Origin of the sequence: Streptomyces sp. NPDC050504 (genome assembly GCF_044458065.1) — a bacterium.
Taxonomy (GTDB): Bacteria; Actinomycetota; Actinomycetes; order Streptomycetales; family Streptomycetaceae; genus Streptomyces.
Genome location: NZ_JBITHO010000003.1, coordinates 252186 through 271253, shown reverse-complemented (window position 1 = coordinate 271253; position 19068 = coordinate 252186). Strand labels below are relative to the sequence as shown.

General features: G+C 69.9%; 12 protein-coding genes. 3 read left to right on the top strand and 9 right to left on the bottom strand.

All coding sequences use genetic code 11. The features are described 5' to 3' along the window. Nucleotides 1–20 precede the first annotated feature (20 nt). From ACIBNE_RS12525 to ACIBNE_RS12515, 3 genes are all read right to left on the bottom strand, one after another. Nucleotides 21–1727 (bottom strand): protein kinase family protein, encoded by a 1707-nt coding sequence (locus tag ACIBNE_RS12525; RefSeq protein ID WP_399271496.1) that lies wholly within the window; start codon nt 1725–1727, stop codon nt 21–23. 129 nt (nt 1728–1856) lie between these two features. Further along, nucleotides 1857–4094 (bottom strand): murein biosynthesis integral membrane protein MurJ, encoded by a 2238-nt coding sequence (gene murJ / locus ACIBNE_RS12520; protein WP_399271495.1) that lies wholly within the window; start codon nt 4092–4094, stop codon nt 1857–1859. A 50-nt stretch (nt 4095–4144) separates the two neighbouring features. After that, entirely contained in the window at nt 4145–6484 is a 2340-nt protein-coding gene (locus ACIBNE_RS12515) for a DUF6049 family protein (protein WP_399271494.1), read from the bottom strand. 228 nt (nt 6485–6712) lie between these two features. Here ACIBNE_RS12515 and ACIBNE_RS12510 point away from each other — a divergent pair, with 228 nt between their 5' ends. Next, complete coding sequence (locus ACIBNE_RS12510; RefSeq protein ID WP_399271493.1) at nt 6713–8155, top strand: CCA tRNA nucleotidyltransferase; 1443 nt, start codon at nt 6713–6715, stop codon at nt 8153–8155. Nucleotides 8156–8229: 74 nt separating this feature from the next. Here ACIBNE_RS12510 and ACIBNE_RS12505 read toward each other — a convergent pair whose 3' ends face one another. The 3 genes from ACIBNE_RS12505 to ACIBNE_RS12495 form a co-directional block, all read right to left on the bottom strand. Beyond that, nucleotides 8230–9540 (bottom strand): MFS transporter, encoded by a 1311-nt coding sequence (locus ACIBNE_RS12505; RefSeq protein WP_399271492.1) that lies wholly within the window; start codon nt 9538–9540, stop codon nt 8230–8232. Nucleotides 9541–9619: 79 nt separating this feature from the next. Then, nucleotides 9620–10702 (bottom strand): inositol-3-phosphate synthase, encoded by a 1083-nt coding sequence (locus tag ACIBNE_RS12500; RefSeq protein WP_399271491.1) that lies wholly within the window; start codon nt 10700–10702, stop codon nt 9620–9622. 49 nt (nt 10703–10751) lie between these two features. Next, nucleotides 10752–11435, bottom strand: coding sequence for a helix-turn-helix transcriptional regulator (locus ACIBNE_RS12495; RefSeq protein ID WP_399271490.1), 684 nt, complete (start codon nt 11433–11435; stop codon nt 10752–10754). A gap of 384 nt (nt 11436–11819) precedes the next feature. Between ACIBNE_RS12495 and ACIBNE_RS12490 the strand changes: the two genes are divergently transcribed. Beyond that, entirely contained in the window at nt 11820–14519 is a 2700-nt protein-coding gene (locus ACIBNE_RS12490; RefSeq protein ID WP_399271489.1) for a transglycosylase domain-containing protein, read from the top strand. Between the two features lie 104 nt (nt 14520–14623). Continuing rightward, on the top strand, nt 14624–16114 hold the full coding sequence (locus ACIBNE_RS12485; RefSeq protein ID WP_399271488.1) for a glycosyltransferase family 87 protein: 1491 nt from the start codon (nt 14624–14626) through the stop codon (nt 16112–16114). A gap of 100 nt (nt 16115–16214) precedes the next feature. Here the strand turns inward: ACIBNE_RS12485 and ACIBNE_RS12480 are convergent, their stop codons facing one another. The 3 genes from ACIBNE_RS12480 to ACIBNE_RS12470 form a co-directional block, all read right to left on the bottom strand. Continuing rightward, nucleotides 16215–17246 (bottom strand): alanine racemase, encoded by a 1032-nt coding sequence (locus tag ACIBNE_RS12480; protein WP_399271487.1) that lies wholly within the window; start codon nt 17244–17246, stop codon nt 16215–16217. Between the two features lie 70 nt (nt 17247–17316). Continuing rightward, nucleotides 17317–18435: a lipid II:glycine glycyltransferase FemX gene (locus ACIBNE_RS12475; RefSeq protein WP_399271486.1), complete on the bottom strand. Its 1119-nt coding sequence runs from the start codon at nt 18433–18435 to the stop codon at nt 17317–17319. Nucleotides 18436–18576: 141 nt separating this feature from the next. Then, nucleotides 18577–18891 (bottom strand): hypothetical protein, encoded by a 315-nt coding sequence (locus ACIBNE_RS12470; protein ID WP_399271485.1) that lies wholly within the window; start codon nt 18889–18891, stop codon nt 18577–18579. Nucleotides 18892–19068: the final 177 nt, after the last annotated feature.

The window sequence follows — 19068 nt, the reverse complement described above, 5'->3', positions numbered from 1 at the left end:
AGCCCCTCCCCTCCCGTTCGTCAGGTGCTGACCTTGATCTCCGAGATCCTGCCCCGGTACGAGTCTCCGCCGTCGCTCGGCAGGTCGGTCAGCCAGACGAGAACATAGCGTGCCTCGGCAGCCTTCCCCGGCTTGAGCGAGACACTCGTTCCGCTCCCCTCGGCGACCTTGCTGAAGGCGTCCAGCGAGGTCGGACGGCTCGACGCGTCGGCGGCAGCGGCCCGGAGCTCCACCTTCGTGTTGCCCACGAACGTGACGTCCACCTTGCCGACCTTCTGCACCTTGCCGAGGTCCAGGATGAGCCCGAGCCCCTTCTTCTTGTTGCCGAAGTTGGAGAAGCCGTAGTAGGCGTCGGTCTGCCAGTAGGTGCCCGGGTCGCCGTCGTACGTCTTCGGCACGTCCCTGGGCTTCTCGGCGCCGTCTCCCAGCGGGTCGAAGTCGGTGGCGTCCTCGATGGCGATCGGCTTCGGCGGCGCGGGCTTGACCGGCTTGCCGCCGGTCTGGTTGGTCTCGGAGGAGTCCGTGTCACCGGAGTTCCCGCCCCGTCCCAGCACCGCCTCGGCCAGCTGCCAGCTGCCCAGCCCGAGCGCCGCGATGAGCAGCGCGGAGACGGCCCACTTGAGGACCTTCCCGGTGCGGCTCTGCAGCGGGCGCGGCGGGTGGTGCGCGGCGACCTGGGCGGTCGCCGTCGTCGGGAGGCCGGGCGGCCGTCCGTAGGTGCCCTGCTGGTACGTGGTGCGCTGGTACTCGGGCGGGGCGGTGAACGTGGGCTCCGGCGGGCGGACGCGGGGCATCGCGGCCACGGCCTTGGCCAGCTCGTCGGGCGTGGTGCAGGGCGGTTCCTGGCGGGACGCGGTGGCGCCGTCGTTGGCCAGGGCGCGCATCGCCAGCTCGGAGAGGCCGCGGTGGACCCCGGCCCGGACCTGGTCGGGGGCGATGAGGCCGACGCCCTTGGGCAGGCCGGAGAGGCCGTGCGCGTCGTTCTCGTACGGCCAGCGCTGCGTCAGCGCCGCGTACAGCAGGGCGCCGATCGCCTCGGTGTCGGTGCGCTGCGGCCGCTCGGCGCTGATGCCGCGCAGCGCCGCGTTCACGGCGAGGCCGCGGATCCGGTACTGGCCGGTCGAGCTGCGCAGCACCGCGCCGGGGGTGAGGCGCAGATGCGCGAGCCCCTCGCGGTGCGCCGCGGCCATGGCCTGGGACACCTGGCTGACGAGCTGATAGGCGTCGTGCGCCTCCAGCGGCCCGGACGCGAGCAGGGTGGTGAGCTCCGTGGCGTCGGGCAGCCACTCGTGGACGACGTAGACGAGGTCGTTCTCCTCGACCGCGTCCAGGACCTGAACGAACCGGGGGTCGCCGAGCAGCGCGGATGAGCGGGCGGCGGCCAGGACCGAGCGGGCCCGGGAGTGGTCGGCGGGCAGCACGTGGACGCCCACCGCACGGCGCAGTTTCTCGTCGACCGCGCGCCAGCTGCTGAAACCGTCCAGACGGGTGACGCACTCCTCCAGCCGGTAGCGTCTGGCCAACTTGTGGCCGCTGTGCAGCTCGGGAGTGGCGACCGTGGGCGGCTCGGCCGCCTTGCGCTCGCCGTCCGCCTCCCGTGCGCTCTTGTCCGCCGGGTCCTGGGCTTTCGCGACCCCGTCGGCCGTGGCCTCGCCCGCCTTGGCGGTCAACGGCTCATCGCCGCTGTTGTCGGCCACGTCGACGGCAGTCGTGCTACGTTCCGCCACCGTCGTTCCTGCCTCCCCATCCGTTGCGCGATGCCAGCCAGCTCTGCACAGTCATGCCAATTGTGCCCACAGTCCGGTGCTATGCACGACACGCGGCGGTGGGCGATGGTTGTGCGGGGACGTGCCCCACTAGCGTCCGAGCCGCCCTCGGACCATTCCGACCAGGGCATTGAGCTCCTCGATCCGCATCTTCCGCGCCGCGACGAAGAAGATCCCGAGGAGCACGACTCCGCCGCCCACCAGCGCGGCCAGCGACCCGAACGGACCCTGCCCGAGCACCTGGGTGATCCCGTACGCGGCTCCGCCCGAGAGGGCGGCCGCGGGCACCGAGGCCAGTCCGAGACGGGCGTACGTACGCAGGACGCGGGCGCCGTCCAGGTCGCCGCCCAGCCGCTTGCGCAGCCGCTGCCACGCCACGCCGACACCGATGGCGTAGGCCAGGCCGTACGAGGCGGCCATGCCGGCGACGGCCCAGCGGGACGGCAGGACGAAGTAGCAGAGGGCGGAGGCACCGGCGTTGACGGCGGCCACGATGACCGTGTTGTAGAAGGGCGTCCTGGTGTCCTCGTACGCGTAGAAGGCACGCAGGACGACGTACTGCACGGAGTAGGGGATCAGGCCGAGGCCGAAGGCCATCAGCATGTAGCCCATGTTCGTGGCGCTGCCCGTGCCCGATGAGCCGAACATCAGGGTGCACATCGGGACGCCGAGAGCGACGAACCCGAAGGCGATGGGGACGATCGCGACGGCTGTGGTGCGCAGTCCCTGGGAGATGTCGTCGCGTACGGCGCCGCTGTCGCCCTCGTTGGCCGAGCGGGCCAGCCGGGGCAGCAGGGCCGCCATCAGCGAGACGGTGATGATCGCCTGCGGGAGTCCCCAGATGAGCTGGGCGTTGGCGTAGGCCGCGATGCCGGTACCGGCGACGCCCGAGTCCTTGCCCGCCGACGTGGAGAGCTGGGTGACGACCAGCGCGCCCGCCTGGTTGGCGAGGACGAACAGGATCGTCCACTTGGCGAGCATGGCGGCCTTGCCGAGGCCGTGGCCCTTCCAGTCGAAGCGCAGCTGCGGCTTGAAGCCGGACTCGCGCAGATAGGGGAGCATCGCGAGGGACTGCACGACCATGCCGAGCAGGACGCCGACGCCGAGCAGCCGCACGGCCTCCGTCGGGATGGTCTCCGCGGAGATGCCGGAGGTGGACGCGCTGCCGTACACCCAGAGGAACGCGCCGAGCGTGGCGATGATGATGACGTTGTTGAGGACCGGGGTCCACATCATCGCGCCGAACCGGCCGCGCGTGTTGAGGATCTGCCCCATCACGACGTGGACGCCCATGAAGAAGATCGAGGGCAGGAAGTAGCGCAGCAGCGTGACGGCGACGTCGTTGGCCGCCGGATCGTTCGCCACCGGCAGCGACAGGAACTTCACCAGGAGCGGTGCGGCCACCATCGCCAGGGCCGTGAGGGTGCCCAGGACGACCATGACGAGCGTCAGCAGCCGGTTGGCGTACGACTGTCCGCCGTCCTCGTCCTCCTTCATGGCCCGGACGAGCTGCGGCACGAAGACGGAGTTGAGGCCGCCGCCGACGGTCAGGATGTAGATCATCGTCGGCAGCTGGTACGCGACCTGGAAGGAGTCACCGAGGATGGCGACGCCCAGGGCCGCGACGATCATCGCGGAGCGGACGAAACCGGTGAGGCGCGAGACCAGGGTGCCCGCGGCCATCACCGCGCTGGACTTCAGCAGCCCGGAGGCGCGGCCGCCCGACTTCTTGGGCGGGGCGGGTGCCGGGGGCGGCGCGGGCGGTGCCGGGGGCGCCGCGCCGGGCGTCTGCTGGTCGCGGAAGAGGTGGGCGAAGGCGTCCGGCTGCTCGCGCTCGTCGGCGGCGTGGGTCACCAGGTCGTCGACCCCGGTGAACTGGACGGTCCTGGCGTCGTCGCCGTACGGCAGGTGGCGGGAGGGGCCGTCCGGCTCGGGCGGCGGGGTCTGCGCCCAGATGCGGGGGTCGGGGGCGTGTTGGGGCGCCACGGGCTGCTGGTAGAGCGGCTGCGGCTCCTGGTACGTGCCCGGGGGTGGCGGCGGGTGCGCCGAGCGGTCGTAGAGCGCCTCGGCCACCGGGTCCTGGGCGGAGAGGTCCTGGCCCCGGTAGGGGTCGTAGCCGTAGGCGTCCTGGATGTACGGGTCCTGGTTGTACGGAGCCTGGTTGTACTGAGCCTGGTCGTACTGAGATTGGTCGTACTGAGGTTGGTTGTACGGGGCCTGGTTGTACGGGTCCTGCGGAGGCACGGGGTCGGCGGCGGGAGGCTGCCCGCCGTAGTGCCCGCCTCCGCCCGCGCCCTGACCGCGGTCACCGTCGTACGGCGCGTTCATCGAAACCCCACCTCATCGTCCCCAGGCCGGCCGGCCACGACAGACATCGCTCAACGGTCCACTTTCTCACCCGCGCCCGACGGGTCCCCGCTTTCCGGCCCGGTGTCACCGGTGTCAGGCGTCGGGTCACTCGGCTGCCCGGATCCGGTGGTGTCATCCGGGGCCTCGGTGGTGTCCTTCCGCTCCGCTTCGGCGTCCTCCCGGGCCGCTGCCGCGGTGGCGGCCGTGCGCTTGCGCTGGGTGTACATCCTGACGCCCGCGAGCACCAGGAGCAGCACGCCTCCCGCGATGACCAGCATCACGGTGGGGGTGATCTCGGAGACCTTCACCGTGAACGTCATCTCTTTGCCGTACGGCAGGTTGTCCGCGGTGTAGAGCTGGGCGGTCACCCTGGCCTGGCCGTTGGCATTGGCGGAGGTGTCGAACTTCACCGTCTGGCGGTGTCCGCCGGAGATCTTGATCGGCTCTTCCGACACGACCTTGCCGTCGTCGAGCGTCAGTCGCCGCGGAGTGTCCGACTTGAGCCGCAGCACCAGGTTGTCGACACCCTGCACGAGCTTGTTCTGCACGGTGACCGGGATCGTCGCGCTGCGGCCCGAGAGGGTCACGTCGGACTTGTCGATGAGCTTGACCTCGGAGGTGAGGTCGCTGAGGTACATCTGCACCGAGTCCCGGTACCGGGTGGCCTCCGCCTCGTGACCGCGCCAGGACGTCGACATCTCGCGGTTTATGGCGTTCCCGAAGGGCGTCACCACGCGGTCGGGCTGGGTGAGGATGCCCTTGAACGTGTCGAGCGTGCCCTGGACCGTCCTGATCTGCTGGAACGCCCCGTCGGTCAGTTCATCGGCGCGGAGCTTCTTCGGGTACCGGGCGGTGCTGGGAACCTTCGTGGTGGCCTTGGGATCCGGCTTGACGGCCGACGCGGCGACCAGGTCGAGGGGCTGGGTCCAGCGCTGGGCTTCGAGCGTGCGCAGGGCCTGGGCCATGGACTGGGCCTGGGCCGCCGTCGGCATCCGCTGCGGAGCGACGACGATGCTGCGCTGCTTGTCGGGCTCCTGGAGGGTGAAGGCCAGGCTCTGGGCCAGGAACTCCTGGACGGCGAGGGTGGAGTTCTCCGCGTCCGTCATGTCGCCCTGGAAGGCGGTGGAGAGCCGGGCGTCGGAGACCACGGCCGTCGTACCGCCCCCGATGGGACGGGCCGCCGTGGGCGTGTACGGCAGCCCCGCGGTCTCCCGGAGGCTGTCGCTGCGGGCGATCACCTTGTGGGCGCCGGCCGAGGTGGCGACGTTCACGATCGACGGATCGATCGCGCCGTCCACGGGCCAGGCGAAGTCGACCGAGGGCTTCACGTGGAGCACCGTTTCCACGGTCATCTCCGCCACCTCCGTGGCGGGCTGGAGGTGGCTCAGGGAGCCGGAGACGCCGTGGTGGGCGAGAGATGCCAGGTCGGGGTCGCCGAAGGGCAGCGCGACCACCTTGCGGCCCTGGACGGCGGTCTCCAGCGCGGTGAGCCACTGCCGGGCGACGGCCTGGTTCTTGCCCGCGACGGTGGTGTCGTCGGACTTGACCCGGTAGCTCTTGGTCATCGCGTCGACCGAGGCGAGCAGGTCCGGGTCGATGACCCAGGTCACGGGGAGCTGGGAGCCGAGCGAGACCATCTGCTCCAGGCGGCCGCCAGGGGCGAGCTCCGCCGCCAGCGCTTCGTCCTCGAACACCGGCGTCTGCTGCTCGTCGGAGCCCGTCTCGGCCGTGAGGTGCACCGAGGAGATCAGCGGCCACAGGTAGGTGAACTGGCTCTTCTTCCCGGTGGCGGAGGGCTGCCAGGGGAGGAACGTGCGCTCGCTGCCGAGCACGTGGTCGTAGTCCTCGTCGGCGGTCTCGCCGGACAGGGACACCCCGAGCTGGTAGACGCCGTCGCCGTCGAGCCCCAGCTTGTCGACGGGGACCGAGATGCTGAAGTCGGTGCTGATGCCCGAGGCGAGCTTCGAGACCTTGACGGAGTACTTGTCCTCGATGGACGAGAGGTCGTCGCTGGAGGAACCCGTACGGGCGGCGGCGTCGTCGATCTCGATCCGGCCGGAGAGCTTGCGGCCCACCCGCAGGTCGACATGGGCGTTGGTGACGGTCTCCTTGCCCTTGTTCGTCAGGGTCCCGGAGACGGTGACCGTGTCGCCCTTCACGGGCGCCGCGGGCATCAGGGAGTCGAGCGAGACGTCGACGCGCGGGCCCGTGTCCTTCTCCGCGGCTGTCGCGGCCGTCGCGGGCTTCGCCGCGGGGCCGTAGATCAGCGCTGCCAGGATCGGTGCTCCGGCGACCAGAGCGGCTGTGCGGCGCACCCAACGGCGGGCAGGGGAGGGATTCATTCCCTGGATGTCTGCCGCCTCGGCCACGCGCCCGTCCGTCCCTCGTCGTCTGCGGTCATCGGTGGTTGTCGCTTGCTGCGTCCACGCATGGTAACGATGCGGGCTGGGGCTAAGTGCCGCGGACTGCTCCACGTGATCGTCAAAGCCTCCCGGGCAAGCGGGACGAGACGGTGGACCTCAGAGTACGAGCGGTGGAATTCGGCCGCCGGGAAACCTGGGAGCCAGGGTCGGCCGGGGCACGTACCCTTTTCTGTTGTGCCGAACGCCAACGAAGACAATCCCCTCGCACTGAGCCAGGTGCAGCGCCGCGCGGTCAGCGAGCTGCTGCGGGTGGCTCCCGTCGCCGACGACCTGGCCCGCCGTTTCCAGGAGGCGGGTTTCAGCCTCGCCCTGGTCGGAGGCTCGGTCCGGGATGCCTTGCTCGGGCGGCTCGGTAACGATCTGGACTTCACGACCGACGCCCGTCCCCAGGACGTGCTGAAGATCGTCCGGCCGTGGGCCGACGCCGTCTGGGAGGTCGGGATCGCCTTCGGTACGGTCGGCAGCCAGAAGGACGGCTACCAGATCGAGGTCACCACCTACCGCTCCGAGGCCTACGACAGGACCTCGCGCAAGCCCGAGGTGTCCTACGGCGACTCGATCGAGGAAGACCTCGTACGGCGTGACTTCACGGTCAACGCGATGGCGGTCGCCCTCCCGCAGAAGGAGTTCGTCGACCCGCACGGCGGCCTGGAGGACCTCGCGGCCCGCGTGCTGCGCACCCCGGGCACGCCCGAGGAGTCCTTCTCCGACGACCCGCTGCGGATGCTGCGCGCCGCGCGCTTCGCCGCCCAGCTGGACTTCGAGGTGGCCCCCGAGGTCGTGGCCGCGATGAAGGACATGGCGGGACGCATCGAGATCGTCTCCGCCGAGCGCGTGCGCGACGAACTCAACAAGCTGCTGCTCTCCGAGCACCCGCGCAAGGGCCTCGGGCTCCTCGTCGACACCGGGCTCGCCGAGTACGTACTGCCCGAGCTGCCCGCGCTGCGGCTGGAGAGCGACGAGCACCACCGTCACAAAGATGTGTACGAGCACTCACTGACCGTGTTGGACCAGGCCATCGACCTGGAGGAGAACGGGCCGGACCTGGTGCTGCGGCTGTCCGCGCTGCTGCACGACATCGGCAAGCCGCGCACCCGGCGCTTCGAGAAGGACGGCCGGGTCTCCTTCCACCACCACGAGGTGGTGGGCGCGAAGATGACCAAGAAGCGCATGACCGAGCTGAAGTACTCCAACGACATGGTCAAGGACGTCACGAAGCTGGTGGAGCTGCATCTGCGCTTCCACGGCTACGGGACGGGAGAGTGGACCGACTCGGCGGTGCGCCGCTACGTGCGGGACGCGGGTCCGCTGCTGGAGCGGCTGCACAAGCTGACCCGCTCGGACTGCACGACCCGCAACAAGCGCAAGGCGACGGCCCTGTCGCGCGCCTACGACGGCCTTGAGGAGCGCATTGCCGCGCTCAAGGAGCAGGAGGAGCTGGACTCGATCCGGCCGGACCTCGACGGCAACCAGATCCAGGAGATCCTGGGGATCGGCCCGGGACCGGCGATCGGCAAGGCGTACAAGTTCCTGCTGGAGCTGCGGCTGGAGAACGGGCCGATGGAGTACGACGCGGCGGTCACGGCGCTCAAGGAGTGGTGGGCCGGACAGGGCTGAGGCGGCCCTGGGTCATGTTTCACGTGAAACATGACCCAGGAGCGACCCCTGTTCCGCGGTCGAGGGGCGATGTTTCACGTGAAACATCGCCCCTCGGCGCGTCGCCAGGAGCTCAGCAGCAGCGCGACCGAGGCGTAGAGGACGGCCACCGCGACCACGAGCACGGCCGACCGCCCATCGGCGGGCAGTACCAGCGCGGCCACGGCCGCCGCCCCCACGAAGGCGACGTTGAACAGCACGTCGTAGAGCGAGAAGACCCGGCCGCGGAAGGCGTCATCCACCTCCGTCTGCACCACGGTGTCCGTCGCGATCTTCGAGCCCTGGGTGACGAGACCCAGTACGAAGGCGGCGATCAGTATCGGTACGGGGGTGAACGGCAGCCCGAGCGCCGGTTCGAGCACCGCCGCGGCCGTCGCGCACACCACCATCCAGCCGTACGGGCCGAGGCGGCCCACCGCCCAGGGGGTGAGCAGCGCGGCGGCGAAGAAGCCAGCTCCCGAGATCCCCACGGCGAGGCCCAGAAGTGCGAGGCCGTCGGACGCGGAGCCCGCGCCGCCCGAAGCGTCGCCGGGCCTGGTGGCATCGGACCAGGCGTACCGGCAGAGCATCAGCACCATCACCGTCAGCGCCCCGTAGCAGAACCGCAGCAGGGTCATGGCCGCCAGTGCGCGGGCCGCGGTCCTGCGCTCCCCCAGGTGCCGCAGCCCCTCGACGAGGCCGTGCGCCGTCGAGGCGACCGCCGCCCGCAGTCTGGGCCGGTACGCCGACGGGTCGGGGCCGAGCAGTTCCCGGCCCAGGCGCAGCGAGGCGAGCGCCCCGCAGAGGTAGAGCGCCGCGCCCAGCAGCACCACGGCGGCGTCCGAGTCCGAGCTCAGGATCCGTACGGCGAAGGCCAGACCGCCGCCCGCGGTCGCGGCGAGGGTGCCCGCGGTGGGGGACAGCGCGTTGGCCGTCACGAGCCGGTCGGTGTCCACGACGCGCGGCAGCGCGGCCGACAGCCCGGCGAGCACGAAGCGGTTGACGGCGGTGACGCTCAGGGCGGAGGCGTAGAAGAGCCAGTCGGGGGCGGAGCCGAGGATCAGCAGGGCCGTGCAGCAGGCGAGGGCCGCGCGCAGCAGGTTGCCGTAGAGGAAGACCTGGCGGCGCGGCCAGCGGTCCAGGAGCACTCCGGCGAAGGGGCCGACGAGCGAGTAGGGAAGCAGGAGCACGGCCATCGCGGAGGCGATGGCGGCGGGCGAGGTCTGCTTCTCGGGGGAGAAGACGACGTAGGTGGCGAGGGCGACCTGGTAGACGCCGTCGGCGGACTGGGAGAGCAGGCGTACGCCGAGCAGACGCCGGAAGTCGCCGAGGCGCAGGAGCACGCGTAGATCACGCACGACGGACATGTGCGCAAGCGTCACACACGAGGAGGGTCCCCGGGCGGATTGCCCGGGGACCCTCGCACGTCGAACGGGAAGGGGAGCTTTAGCGCTCGACCTCGCCCTTGATGAACTTCTCGACGTTGGCGAGCGCCTCGTCGTCGAAGTACTGCACCGGCGGGGACTTCATGAAGTACGAGGACGCGGAGAGGATCGGGCCACCGATGCCCCGGTCCTTCGCGATCTTCGCGGCGCGCAGCGCGTCGATGATGACACCGGCGGAGTTCGGGGAGTCCCACACCTCGAGCTTGTACTCAAGGTTCAGCGGGACGTCGCCGAAGGCGCGGCCCTCAAGGCGGACGTACGCCCACTTGCGGTCGTCCAGCCAGGCCACGTAGTCCGACGGGCCGATGTGGACGTTCTTCTCGCCCAGCTCGCGGTCGGGGATCTGCGAGGTGACGGCCTGCGTCTTCGAGATCTTCTTGGACTCGAGGCGGTCGCGCTCCAGCATGTTCTTGAAGTCCATGTTGCCGCCGACGTTGAGCTGCATGGTGCGCTCAAGACGGACACCGCGGTCTTCGAAGAGCTTCGCCATCACGCGGTGCGTGATGGTGGCGCCGACCTGCGACTTGATGTCGTCGCCGACGATCGGGACACCGGCCTCGGTGAACTTGTCGGCCCACTCCTTGGTGCCGGCGATGAAGACCGGGAGGGCGTTGACGAAGGCGACCTTGGCGTCGATGGCGCACTGGGCGTAGAACTTCGCCGCGTCCTCGGAGCCGACGGGCAGGTAGCAGACGAGAACGTCGACCTGCTTGTCCTTCAGGACCTGGACGACGTCGACCGGGGCCTCGGTGGACTCCTCGATGGTCTGGCGGTAGTACTTGCCGAGACCGTCGTGGGTGTGGCCGCGCTGGACGGTCACGCCGCTGGTGGGCACGTCGCAGATCTTGATGGTGTTGTTCTCGCTGGCGCCGATGGCGTCCGCGAGGTCGAGGCCGACCTTCTTCGCGTCCACATCGAAGGCGGCGACGAACTCGACGTCACCGACGTGGTAGTCGCCGAACTGCACGTGCATCAGACCCGGCACCTTGGTCGCCGGGTCGGCGTCCTTGTAGTACTCGACGCCCTGCACCAGCGAGGCGGCGCAGTTGCCCACGCCGACGATGGCTACGCGAACCGAACCCATTCCGGTTGCTCCCTGTGTGTTCTAGACGAAGCCCTGCGGACGCAGGGCCTCACTTGGCGGTGTCGTCGGACGGATCCGGCGGGGCGATGCCCCGGTGCCGGGGCAGGCCGCCCGCGTCCCCTGTTGTGTGGTCGTGCTGAGCGGAGCTCTCGGGGGCGGACCGTCTCTGGTCCCGCCCCGCGCGCTCGCTCTCGATGAGCTCGTTCAGCCAGCGCACTTCGCGCTCCACGGACTCCATGCCGTGTCGCTGCAGCTCAAGCGTGTAGTCGTCCAGGCGCTCTCGTGTACGGGCCAGCGAGGCCCGCATCTTTTCGAGCCGCTCCTCCAGCCGGCTGCGCCTGCCTTCCAGGACCCGCATCCGCACCTCGCGCTCCGTCTGCCCGAAGAAGGCGAAGCGTGCCGCGAAGTGCTCGTCCTCCCAGGTGTCGGGGCCGGTGTGGGAGAGCAGCTCCTCGAAGTGCTCCTTACCTTCCGCCGTCAACCGGTAGACGATCTTGGCGCGGCGCCCTGCGAGTGAAGCCGCGAGCGCGTCCTCGGGGGCGCTGCCCGGCTCTTCGGCCAACCAGCCGTTGGCGACGAGCGTCTTGAGGCAGGGGTACAGGGTGCCGTAGCTGAAGGCGCGGAAGATCCCCAGCGAGGTGTTGAGGCGTTTCCGCAGCTCGTAACCGTGCATGGGGGACTCACGGAGCAGACCGAGAACGGCGAATTCGAGGATGCCCGAGCGTCTGCTCATCCCCGCCTCCTCTGACCGTTCTCGTCCGATATGCCGTGCTGATGTATCGACTCGATACATCAGCACGATAGAACGGCCCCGCTGTCGCGACAAGGGGGGTCATCGTGAACGGCGTCACATCGTCAATTCGCAGGCGGTGACTTGCCTGATTTGGGGTGAACATCGGCCCTAGATGGGTTTTGACCGTGCGTAGTCTGTGCGGCATGCAGACCACCGGGAACCGCGCGACGACGGGGAACGCCGCGCCGCGGGGCGTGTCGGGAGGCGTGCCGAGAGGCGTGCCGCACACGTGCCGCGAGGTCCACCGGGGTCCGCGTGTCGGGGGGACACGGATCTCAACTGCCGCTTCCAGGCGCTCTCGCCTGCCCGAGGAGTAGTCGTTCGATGAGCGAGCACCGTCGCAAACCGCCGCAGCCGCAAGGTGGCGGTCGAGCCGCGGCCAGACGCGCAGCGCAGCAGCCCCAGGGCCGACGCGCGGCACCCTCACATGACGTGCCGACCGGTTCGCCGTCCGGCGCGTCCGATCCCGAACGCCCGTACGGCGGGCGTGCCGAGGCCCGGAGGGCCGCCCAGCGCGGCGGCGGTTCGGGCCGCGGCGGAGGCGGGGGCCGCCGCGGCACGGGCGGTGGCGGCGGGGGGTCCGAGGGCCCCGGGCGCGGGCGGGGCGGGGGCAGGGCTCCGCGGTCCAAGAAGCGCTTCATCGACTACCCGCGCGCCGGCAAGACCGGCGCGCGGCGTTTCGTACCGTCCTGGAAACAGGTGCTCGGCACCTGCTTCGGCTTCCTCGCGATCCTCCTGGGCGCCGCGGGCGCGGCCATCGCCTGGGTCGAGGTGCCGGACGTCAACAAGGTCACCCAGGCGGAGAACAACGTCTTCTACTGGGCCGACGGGACGCAGATGGCCGCCACGGGCGGTACCCGCAACCGCCAGATCGTGGGCCTGGACCGGATCCCCGACACGATCCGCGACGCCGTCATCGCGGCCGAGAACGACTCCTTCTACGAGGACAAGGGCGTCGACCCGATGGGCATCGCCCGCGCCGTGGTGAACATGGCCAAGGGCGGCGAGACCCAGGGCGGCTCGACCATCACCCAGCAGTACGTGAAGAACACCTTCCTGAGCCAGGAGCAGAGCCTGGACCGGAAGGTGAAGGAGCTGTTCATCTCCATAAAGGTCGGTACGACCCAGGAGAAGAACGACATCCTCGCGGGGTACCTGAACACCGCCTACTACGGGCGCGGTGCCTACGGCATCCAGGCCGCGGCCCAGGCGTACTTCGGCGTGGACAGCGAGGACCTGACGGAGTCGCAGAGCGCACTGCTCGCGGCCACGCTCAAGGGGCCGAACCTCTACACCCCGGACGGCGGCATCGGGCCCAAGGCCACCCGGGAGGAGAACACCGCGCGCGCCAAGAAGCGCTGGGCGTGGATCCTCAACCGCGAGGTCGAGGTGGGCCGGCTGGACGCGGCCACCCGCGACAAGGTCATCCAGGAGGGCTTCCCCAAGATGATCGACTCCACCGCGGCCACCGGGCTCGACGGGCAGAAGGGCTATCTCGTCGAGATCGCCAAGAAGTACGTCCTGAAGACGCGCCCCGAGCTGAAGCCCGAGGACCTCGACCTCGGGGGCTACCGCATCTACACGACCTTCGAGAAGCCGAAGGTCGACGCGATGGCGGCGGCGGTGGAGAAGACCCGCAAGGACTTCCTCGACCTCAAGGAACGCCCCGAGCTGGACAAGTACGTGCAGTTCGGCAGCGCTTCGGTCGACGTGAAGACCGGTGCGATCGTCGCGGTGTACGGCGGCGAGGGCTGGGACAAGAAGCACTTCACCAACAACGCCGACACCTCCGGCGTCCCCGTGGGATCGACCTGGAAGCCGTACGTCCTCGCCGCAGCGATGAAGTACGGCACGCAGAACACCGATCCGGGCGAGGGCCTGTCGCCGCAGAGCAAGTACAACGGCGACGACCTGATCGTCATCAAGGACCGCAACGGCGATCCGCTGCTGTCGCAGGGCAAGCCCTTCCGGCAGAAGAACGAGAGCCCCACGCCGTACGGCTACGTCACGCTGGAGAAGGCGATGGAGAAGTCCATCAACACGCCCTTCGTGCAGCTCGGCGTCGACGTCGGACTGAAGAACGTGCGGGACGTCGCCGAGAGCACCGGCATCCTCAAGGACTCGATGGACCAGCTGAACGCCTCGTTCTCGCTGGGTACCTCCACGCCGAGCGCGATCCGCATGGCCGACTCGTACGCCACCTTCGCGGCGTCGGGCGAGCACCACGAGCCGTACTCCGTGACCAAGGTGGTCCGCAAGGGCGAGGAAATGGCGGGCTTCGAGAAGCCGAAGCCGGAGAACGCGCTCGACTCCGACATCGCGGACAACATCACCAAGGTGCTGGAGAACGTCGTCCAGAACGGCACCGGCACCCGGGCCAAGGAACTGGGCCGTCCCGCGGCGGGCAAGACGGGTACGACCGACAAGAACAAGTCGGCCTGGTTCGTCGGCTACACCCCGCAGCTGTCGACCGCCGTCACCCTGTTCCGTACGGATCCCGAGTCCCGCAAGCTGCTGTCCATGAACGGCACGGGCGGCAAGGACTCCATCCACGGTGGTGACATCCCCACCCAGGTGTGGACGGACTACATGAAGGCCGCGCTCAAGGGCGTCTCGGAGGAGAAGTTCCCCGAGGCCGACGACATCTGGGACAAGGCCGACAGCGACGGGGCACCGACCTCGCCGCCGCCGACCTCAGAGAAGCCCGAGGAGAAGCCGTCCGAGACCCCGTCCGAGACGCCTCCGACGAAGATCCCGCCGAAGCAGCCGACCCAGACCCCGTCCAAGACCCCGGACCCCGATCCGGATCCGACCTGCAAGCCGTGGGACCCGAACTGCGGTACCGACGGCGGCGGGGACCCGGGCGGCGCGGCCAACGGTGACCCGGGCGGCGGGGATCCGGGCGGCGGGACGATCGAGGGCTCGACCGACGGCTCCACCACCGGCAGGCCGGGCGGCGGAACCGGAAGACCGGGCGGGGGCGTCAACGACGGCACGAACGACGGCGGAGGACTGTTCCGCTAGCGCCCCGTGGCACCGCACAGCACGGCGAGGGCCGCCGCACCGATCAGGTGCGGCGGCCCTCGCCGTACGCCCCGTACACAGCCCCGTACGGCAGGATGGCCCGCATGCCAAGCGCGGAGGGAACCAGCGTGAACCAGGACCGGCCGGTCGTACGGCCCACGCAGCAGGACGAGGTCGCCGCCGCGGGCAGCGAGCTGATCGGCGGTCCGCTCGGGCGCTGGGCACGCACCGGCGGACGCGCCTGGATCACCCCGGTCCAGGTCGTCGCCCTGGTGGCGATCGGGATGTTCGCCCTCGGCATGGTGCAGAAGATGCCCTGCTACGAATGGGCGTGGTTCAGGGGCGTGAACTCGCAGTACACCCACGCCTGCTACTCCGACATCCCGCACCTGTACGGCGGGCGCGGCTTCGCCGACGGGCTCATCCCGTACTTCGACCGGCTCGACGGCGACATGGAGTACCTGGAGTACCCCGTGCTGACCGGCCTGTTCATGAAGGTCGCGGCCTGGCTGACGCTGCCCTTCGAGGGCACGTCGACCGAGAGCGAGCAGGCGTACTGGATGGTCAACGCGGCCATGCTGATGGTCTGCACGGCGGTCATGGCCGTGTGCGTCGCGCGCACCCACAGGAGGCGGCCCTGGGACGGCCTGCTGGTCGCGCTGGCGCCCGCCTTCGCGCTGACCGCGACCATCAACTGGGACCTGCTGGCCGTCGCGCTCACCGCGGCGGCCCTCTTGATGTGGTCGCGCGGCAGGAGCCTGGCGTTCGGCATCCTGATCGGCCTCGCGACGGCGGCCAAGCTCTACCCCGTCCTGCTGCTCGGGCCGCTGTTCGTGCTGTGCTGGCGGGCCGGGAAGTGGCGGGAGTTCGGGGCGGCGGCGCTCGGCACGGCGGGCGCCTGGCTGGTGGTGAACCTGCCGGTGATGTTCCTCGCGCCCGAGGGGTGGAAGAAGTTCTACACCTTCAGCCAGGAGCGCGACGTCGACTTCGGCTCCTTCTGGCTGATCATCGCCCAGCGCGGCAACACCCAGCTCGACGTGGAGTCGGTGAACACCTACGCGGTGCTGCTGATGGTCCTGGCGTGCGCGGGCATCGCCGCGCTGGCCCTCATGGCGCCGCGCAGGCCGCGCTTCGCCCAGCTGGCCTTCCTGGTGGTCGCGGCCTTCATCCTCACCAACAAGGTCTACTCACCGCAGTACGTGCTGTGGCTGGTCCCCCTCGCGGCGCTGGCCAGGCCGCGCTGGCGGGACTTCCTGGTGTGGCAGGCGTGCGAGGTCCTGTACTTCCTGGGGATCTGGATGTACCTGGCGTTCACCATGAGCGGCGACAAGCAGCAGGGGCTGCCGCAGGACGGCTACCACCTGGCGATCGTGCTGCACCTGGTGGGAACGCTGTACCTGTGCGCACTGGTCGTACGGGACGTGCTGATGCCCGAGAAGGACGGCGTACGGCGCGACGGTTCGGACGATCCGTCGGGCGGGGTGCTCGACGGGGCCGAGGACGTCCACGCGTACGGTCAGGCGGCCCGCCCGCCGCACGCGGCGCACGGTGCGGAGGGGCCCAGGGTGGAATGGGGCACGGAGGGGCGGAACTAGCCCGCGACGTGCCCTACGTGCCCTACGGCGGGGCGTTTCCTCAACGCCCCGCCGTACGGCGCCGCACCGCTCAGCGGTCTCCTGCTCAGCGGTCTCCTGCTCAGCGCTCTACGAGGCGGTCGAACTGCGTCGTCGTGTGCCGCAGATGGGCCACCAGTTCGTCGCCGACCTTCGGCTCCTGCGCGTCCGCGGGCACGAACAGGATGGACACCTGCATGTGCGGCGGTTCGGCGAACCAGCGCTGCTTGCCCGCCCAGACGAACGGCGAGAGGTTGCGGTTGACCGTCGCGAGCCCGGCGCGCGCCACGCCCTTGGCGCGCGGCATCACCCCGTGCAGCGCCTTGGGGGCCTCCAGGCCGACGCCGTGCGAGGTGCCGCCGGCGACGACCACGAGCCAGCCGTCGGACGCGACCTTCTGCTGGCGGTAGCCGAAACGATCCCCCTTGGCGACGCGGGTGACGTCCAGCACCGAACCCCGGTACTGCGTCGCCTCGTGGTCGCCGAGCCACAGCCGCGTGCCGATGCGGGCGCGGAAGCGGGTCTGCGGGAACTGCTGCTGGAGCCTGGCCTGCTCCTCGGCCCGCAGGTGGCTGACGAACATCGTGTGCAGCGGCAGCCTGGCGGCGCGCAGCCGGTCCATCCAGCCGATGACCTCCTCGACCGCGTCGGACCCGTCGGCGCGGTCCAGCGGGAGGTGCAGCGCGAAGCCCTCCAGGCGGACGTCCTCGATGGCCGCCTGGAGCAGCCCCAGCTCCTCCTCCTTGACGCCGTGGCGCTTCATCGAGGACATGCACTCGATGACGACGCGCGCGCCGACCAGGGCGTGCACCCCGTCGACCGACGACACGGAGCGGATCACGCGGTCGGGCAGCGGCACCGGCTCCTCGCCGCGGCGGAACGGGGTGAGGACCAGCAGGTCACCGCTGAACCAGTCCTTGATCTTGGCCGCTTCGTAGGTGGTCCCGACGGCGAGGGTGTCCGCGCCGAAGCGCGTCGCCTCCTCCGCGAGCCGTTCGTGACCGAAGCCGTAGCCGTTGCCCTTGCAGACCGGGATGACCCCGGGGAACTGCTCGAGAACGGACTTCTGGTGCGCCCGCCAGCGCGCGGTGTCGACGTAGAGGGAGAGCGCCATGGCCGGCCCGGAACCTTTCTGGTGGCAGCGGTGTACAAGAGGTGTGAACAGGAACGAGATTAAGGAATGCTCACCGGCGCGACATGTAGATGTCGAGTGCCTTGTGGAGCAGCTTGTTGAGCGGGAAGTCCCACTCGCCGACGTACTCCACGGCCTCGCCGCCCGTGCCGACCTTGAACTGGATCAGGCCGAAGAGGTGGTCGGTCTCGTCGAGCGAGTCCGAGATGCCGCGCAGGTCGTAGACGGTCGCGCCCATCGCGTAGGCGTCGCGCAGCATCCGCCACTGCATCGCGTTCGAGGGCCTGACCTCGCGGCCGATGTTGTCGGACGCGCCGTAGGAGTACCAGACGTGCCCGCCGACGACGAGCATCGTGGCGGCGGACAGGTTCACGCCGTTGTGGCGCGCGAAGTACAGCCGCATCCGGTTGGGGTCCTCGGAGTTGAGGACCGACCACATGCGCTGGAAGTACGACAGGGGGCGCGGGCGGAACTTGTCGCGCACGGCGGTGATCTCGTAGAGCCGCTGCCACTCGGCGAGGTCCTCGTAGCCGCCCTGGACGACCTCGACGCCGGCCTTCTCGGACTTCTTGATGTTCCGCCGCCACAGCTGGTTGAAGCCCTTCAGGACCTCGTCGAGCGAGCGGTTGGCCAACGGCACCTGGAAGACGTAGCGGGGCTGTACGTCGCCGAAGCCCGCGCCGCCGTCCTCGCCCTGCTGCCAGCCCATCTTCCGCAGCCGGTCGGAGACCTCGAAGGCGCGCGGCTCGATGTACGAGGCCTCGACGTCGCGCAGGCGCTTCACGTCGGGGTTCTGGATGCCGGACTTGATGGCCGCGGAGTCCCAGCGGCGGATGACGACCGGCGGGCCCATCTTCACGGAGAAGGCGCCCTGCTGCTTGAGGTGGGCCAGCATCGGCTGGAGCCACTCGTCGAGGTTGGGCGCGTACCAGTTGATGACCGGGCCCTCGGGGAGGTACGCGAGATAGCGCTTGATCTTGGGCAGCTGCCGATAGAGCACCAGGCCGGCGCCGACCAGCTGGCCGTTCCTGTCGAACCAGCCGAGGTTCTCCGAGCGCCACTCCGTCTTCACATCGGCCCATGCCGGAACCTGGCAGTGGCTCGCCGACGGCAGGCTCTGGATGAATGCCAGATGCTGCTCTCGGCTGATGGTCCTCAGGGTCAGGCTCATGCGGGGCGCTCCTCGGCAGGTGTGTCCCCATGGGTTCAGGGGCTCCGGCTCTCGCGCCGAAGCCTACTGTGACCGGGGAGCGCCCCGACTGGCCGTATGGGGGCGGGCCGCGGACGGCCCGTCCGTGAGGGGTGGCGGTGGCTAGCCGACCACCCCGCCGAAGAGGCCGCCGTGGGCCATGCCGAGGAAGAAGCCGACGCCCGCGGCGCCGAGCCCGACGACCAGTGCGAACCGCTCGCGGGTCGTCACCGAGATGAACTGTCCGTACGCCCCCGTGAGGATTCCCACCAGCCCTGACCAGGAGCTGAGCAGGTGGAGGTTGTGGAACTGGGCCGTCACGAAGGAGAGGACGCCCAGGACGAGGGTGACCGCGACCAGGGTGTCCTGGAGCGGGTGGGGTTTGCCGTCCGTGGCGAAGAGGGAGACGGAGGGATTGGGTCGCATTGCCTGTGCCATCGGGCACCTCCTGCCGGAAGCGGCGCATCGTAACGCCGCGCACATCCGATGTGTACAGATTGCGGCCGATGACCGTTGGATTTCAACCGGAACCGGGTGTGCGGGTACTCTGTACGGTCTGCACCGGTGTCTGCCCTGCCCAGAGTCACGATCGCCCTCTTCGAGCGTCGATTGTCA

Coding starts and splice junctions, on each gene's coding strand:
- murJ (WP_399271495.1), bottom strand. CDS start 4,094: ATGAACGCGCCGTACGACGGTGACCGCGGTCAGGGCGCGGGCGGAGGC.
- ACIBNE_RS12505 (WP_399271492.1), bottom strand. CDS start 9,540: ATGTCCGTCGTGCGTGATCTACGCGTGCTCCTGCGCCTCGGCGACTTC.
- ACIBNE_RS12500 (WP_399271491.1), bottom strand. CDS start 10,702: ATGGGTTCGGTTCGCGTAGCCATCGTCGGCGTGGGCAACTGCGCCGCC.
- ACIBNE_RS12495 (WP_399271490.1), bottom strand. CDS start 11,435: ATGAGCAGACGCTCGGGCATCCTCGAATTCGCCGTTCTCGGTCTGCTC.
- ACIBNE_RS12490 (WP_399271489.1), top strand. CDS start 11,820: ATGAGCGAGCACCGTCGCAAACCGCCGCAGCCGCAAGGTGGCGGTCGA.
- ACIBNE_RS12485 (WP_399271488.1), top strand. CDS start 14,624: ATGCCAAGCGCGGAGGGAACCAGCGTGAACCAGGACCGGCCGGTCGTA.
- ACIBNE_RS12480 (WP_399271487.1), bottom strand. CDS start 17,246: ATGGCGCTCTCCCTCTACGTCGACACCGCGCGCTGGCGGGCGCACCAG.
- ACIBNE_RS12475 (WP_399271486.1), bottom strand. CDS start 18,435: ATGAGCCTGACCCTGAGGACCATCAGCCGAGAGCAGCATCTGGCATTC.
- ACIBNE_RS12470 (WP_399271485.1), bottom strand. CDS start 18,891: ATGGCACAGGCAATGCGACCCAATCCCTCCGTCTCCCTCTTCGCCACG.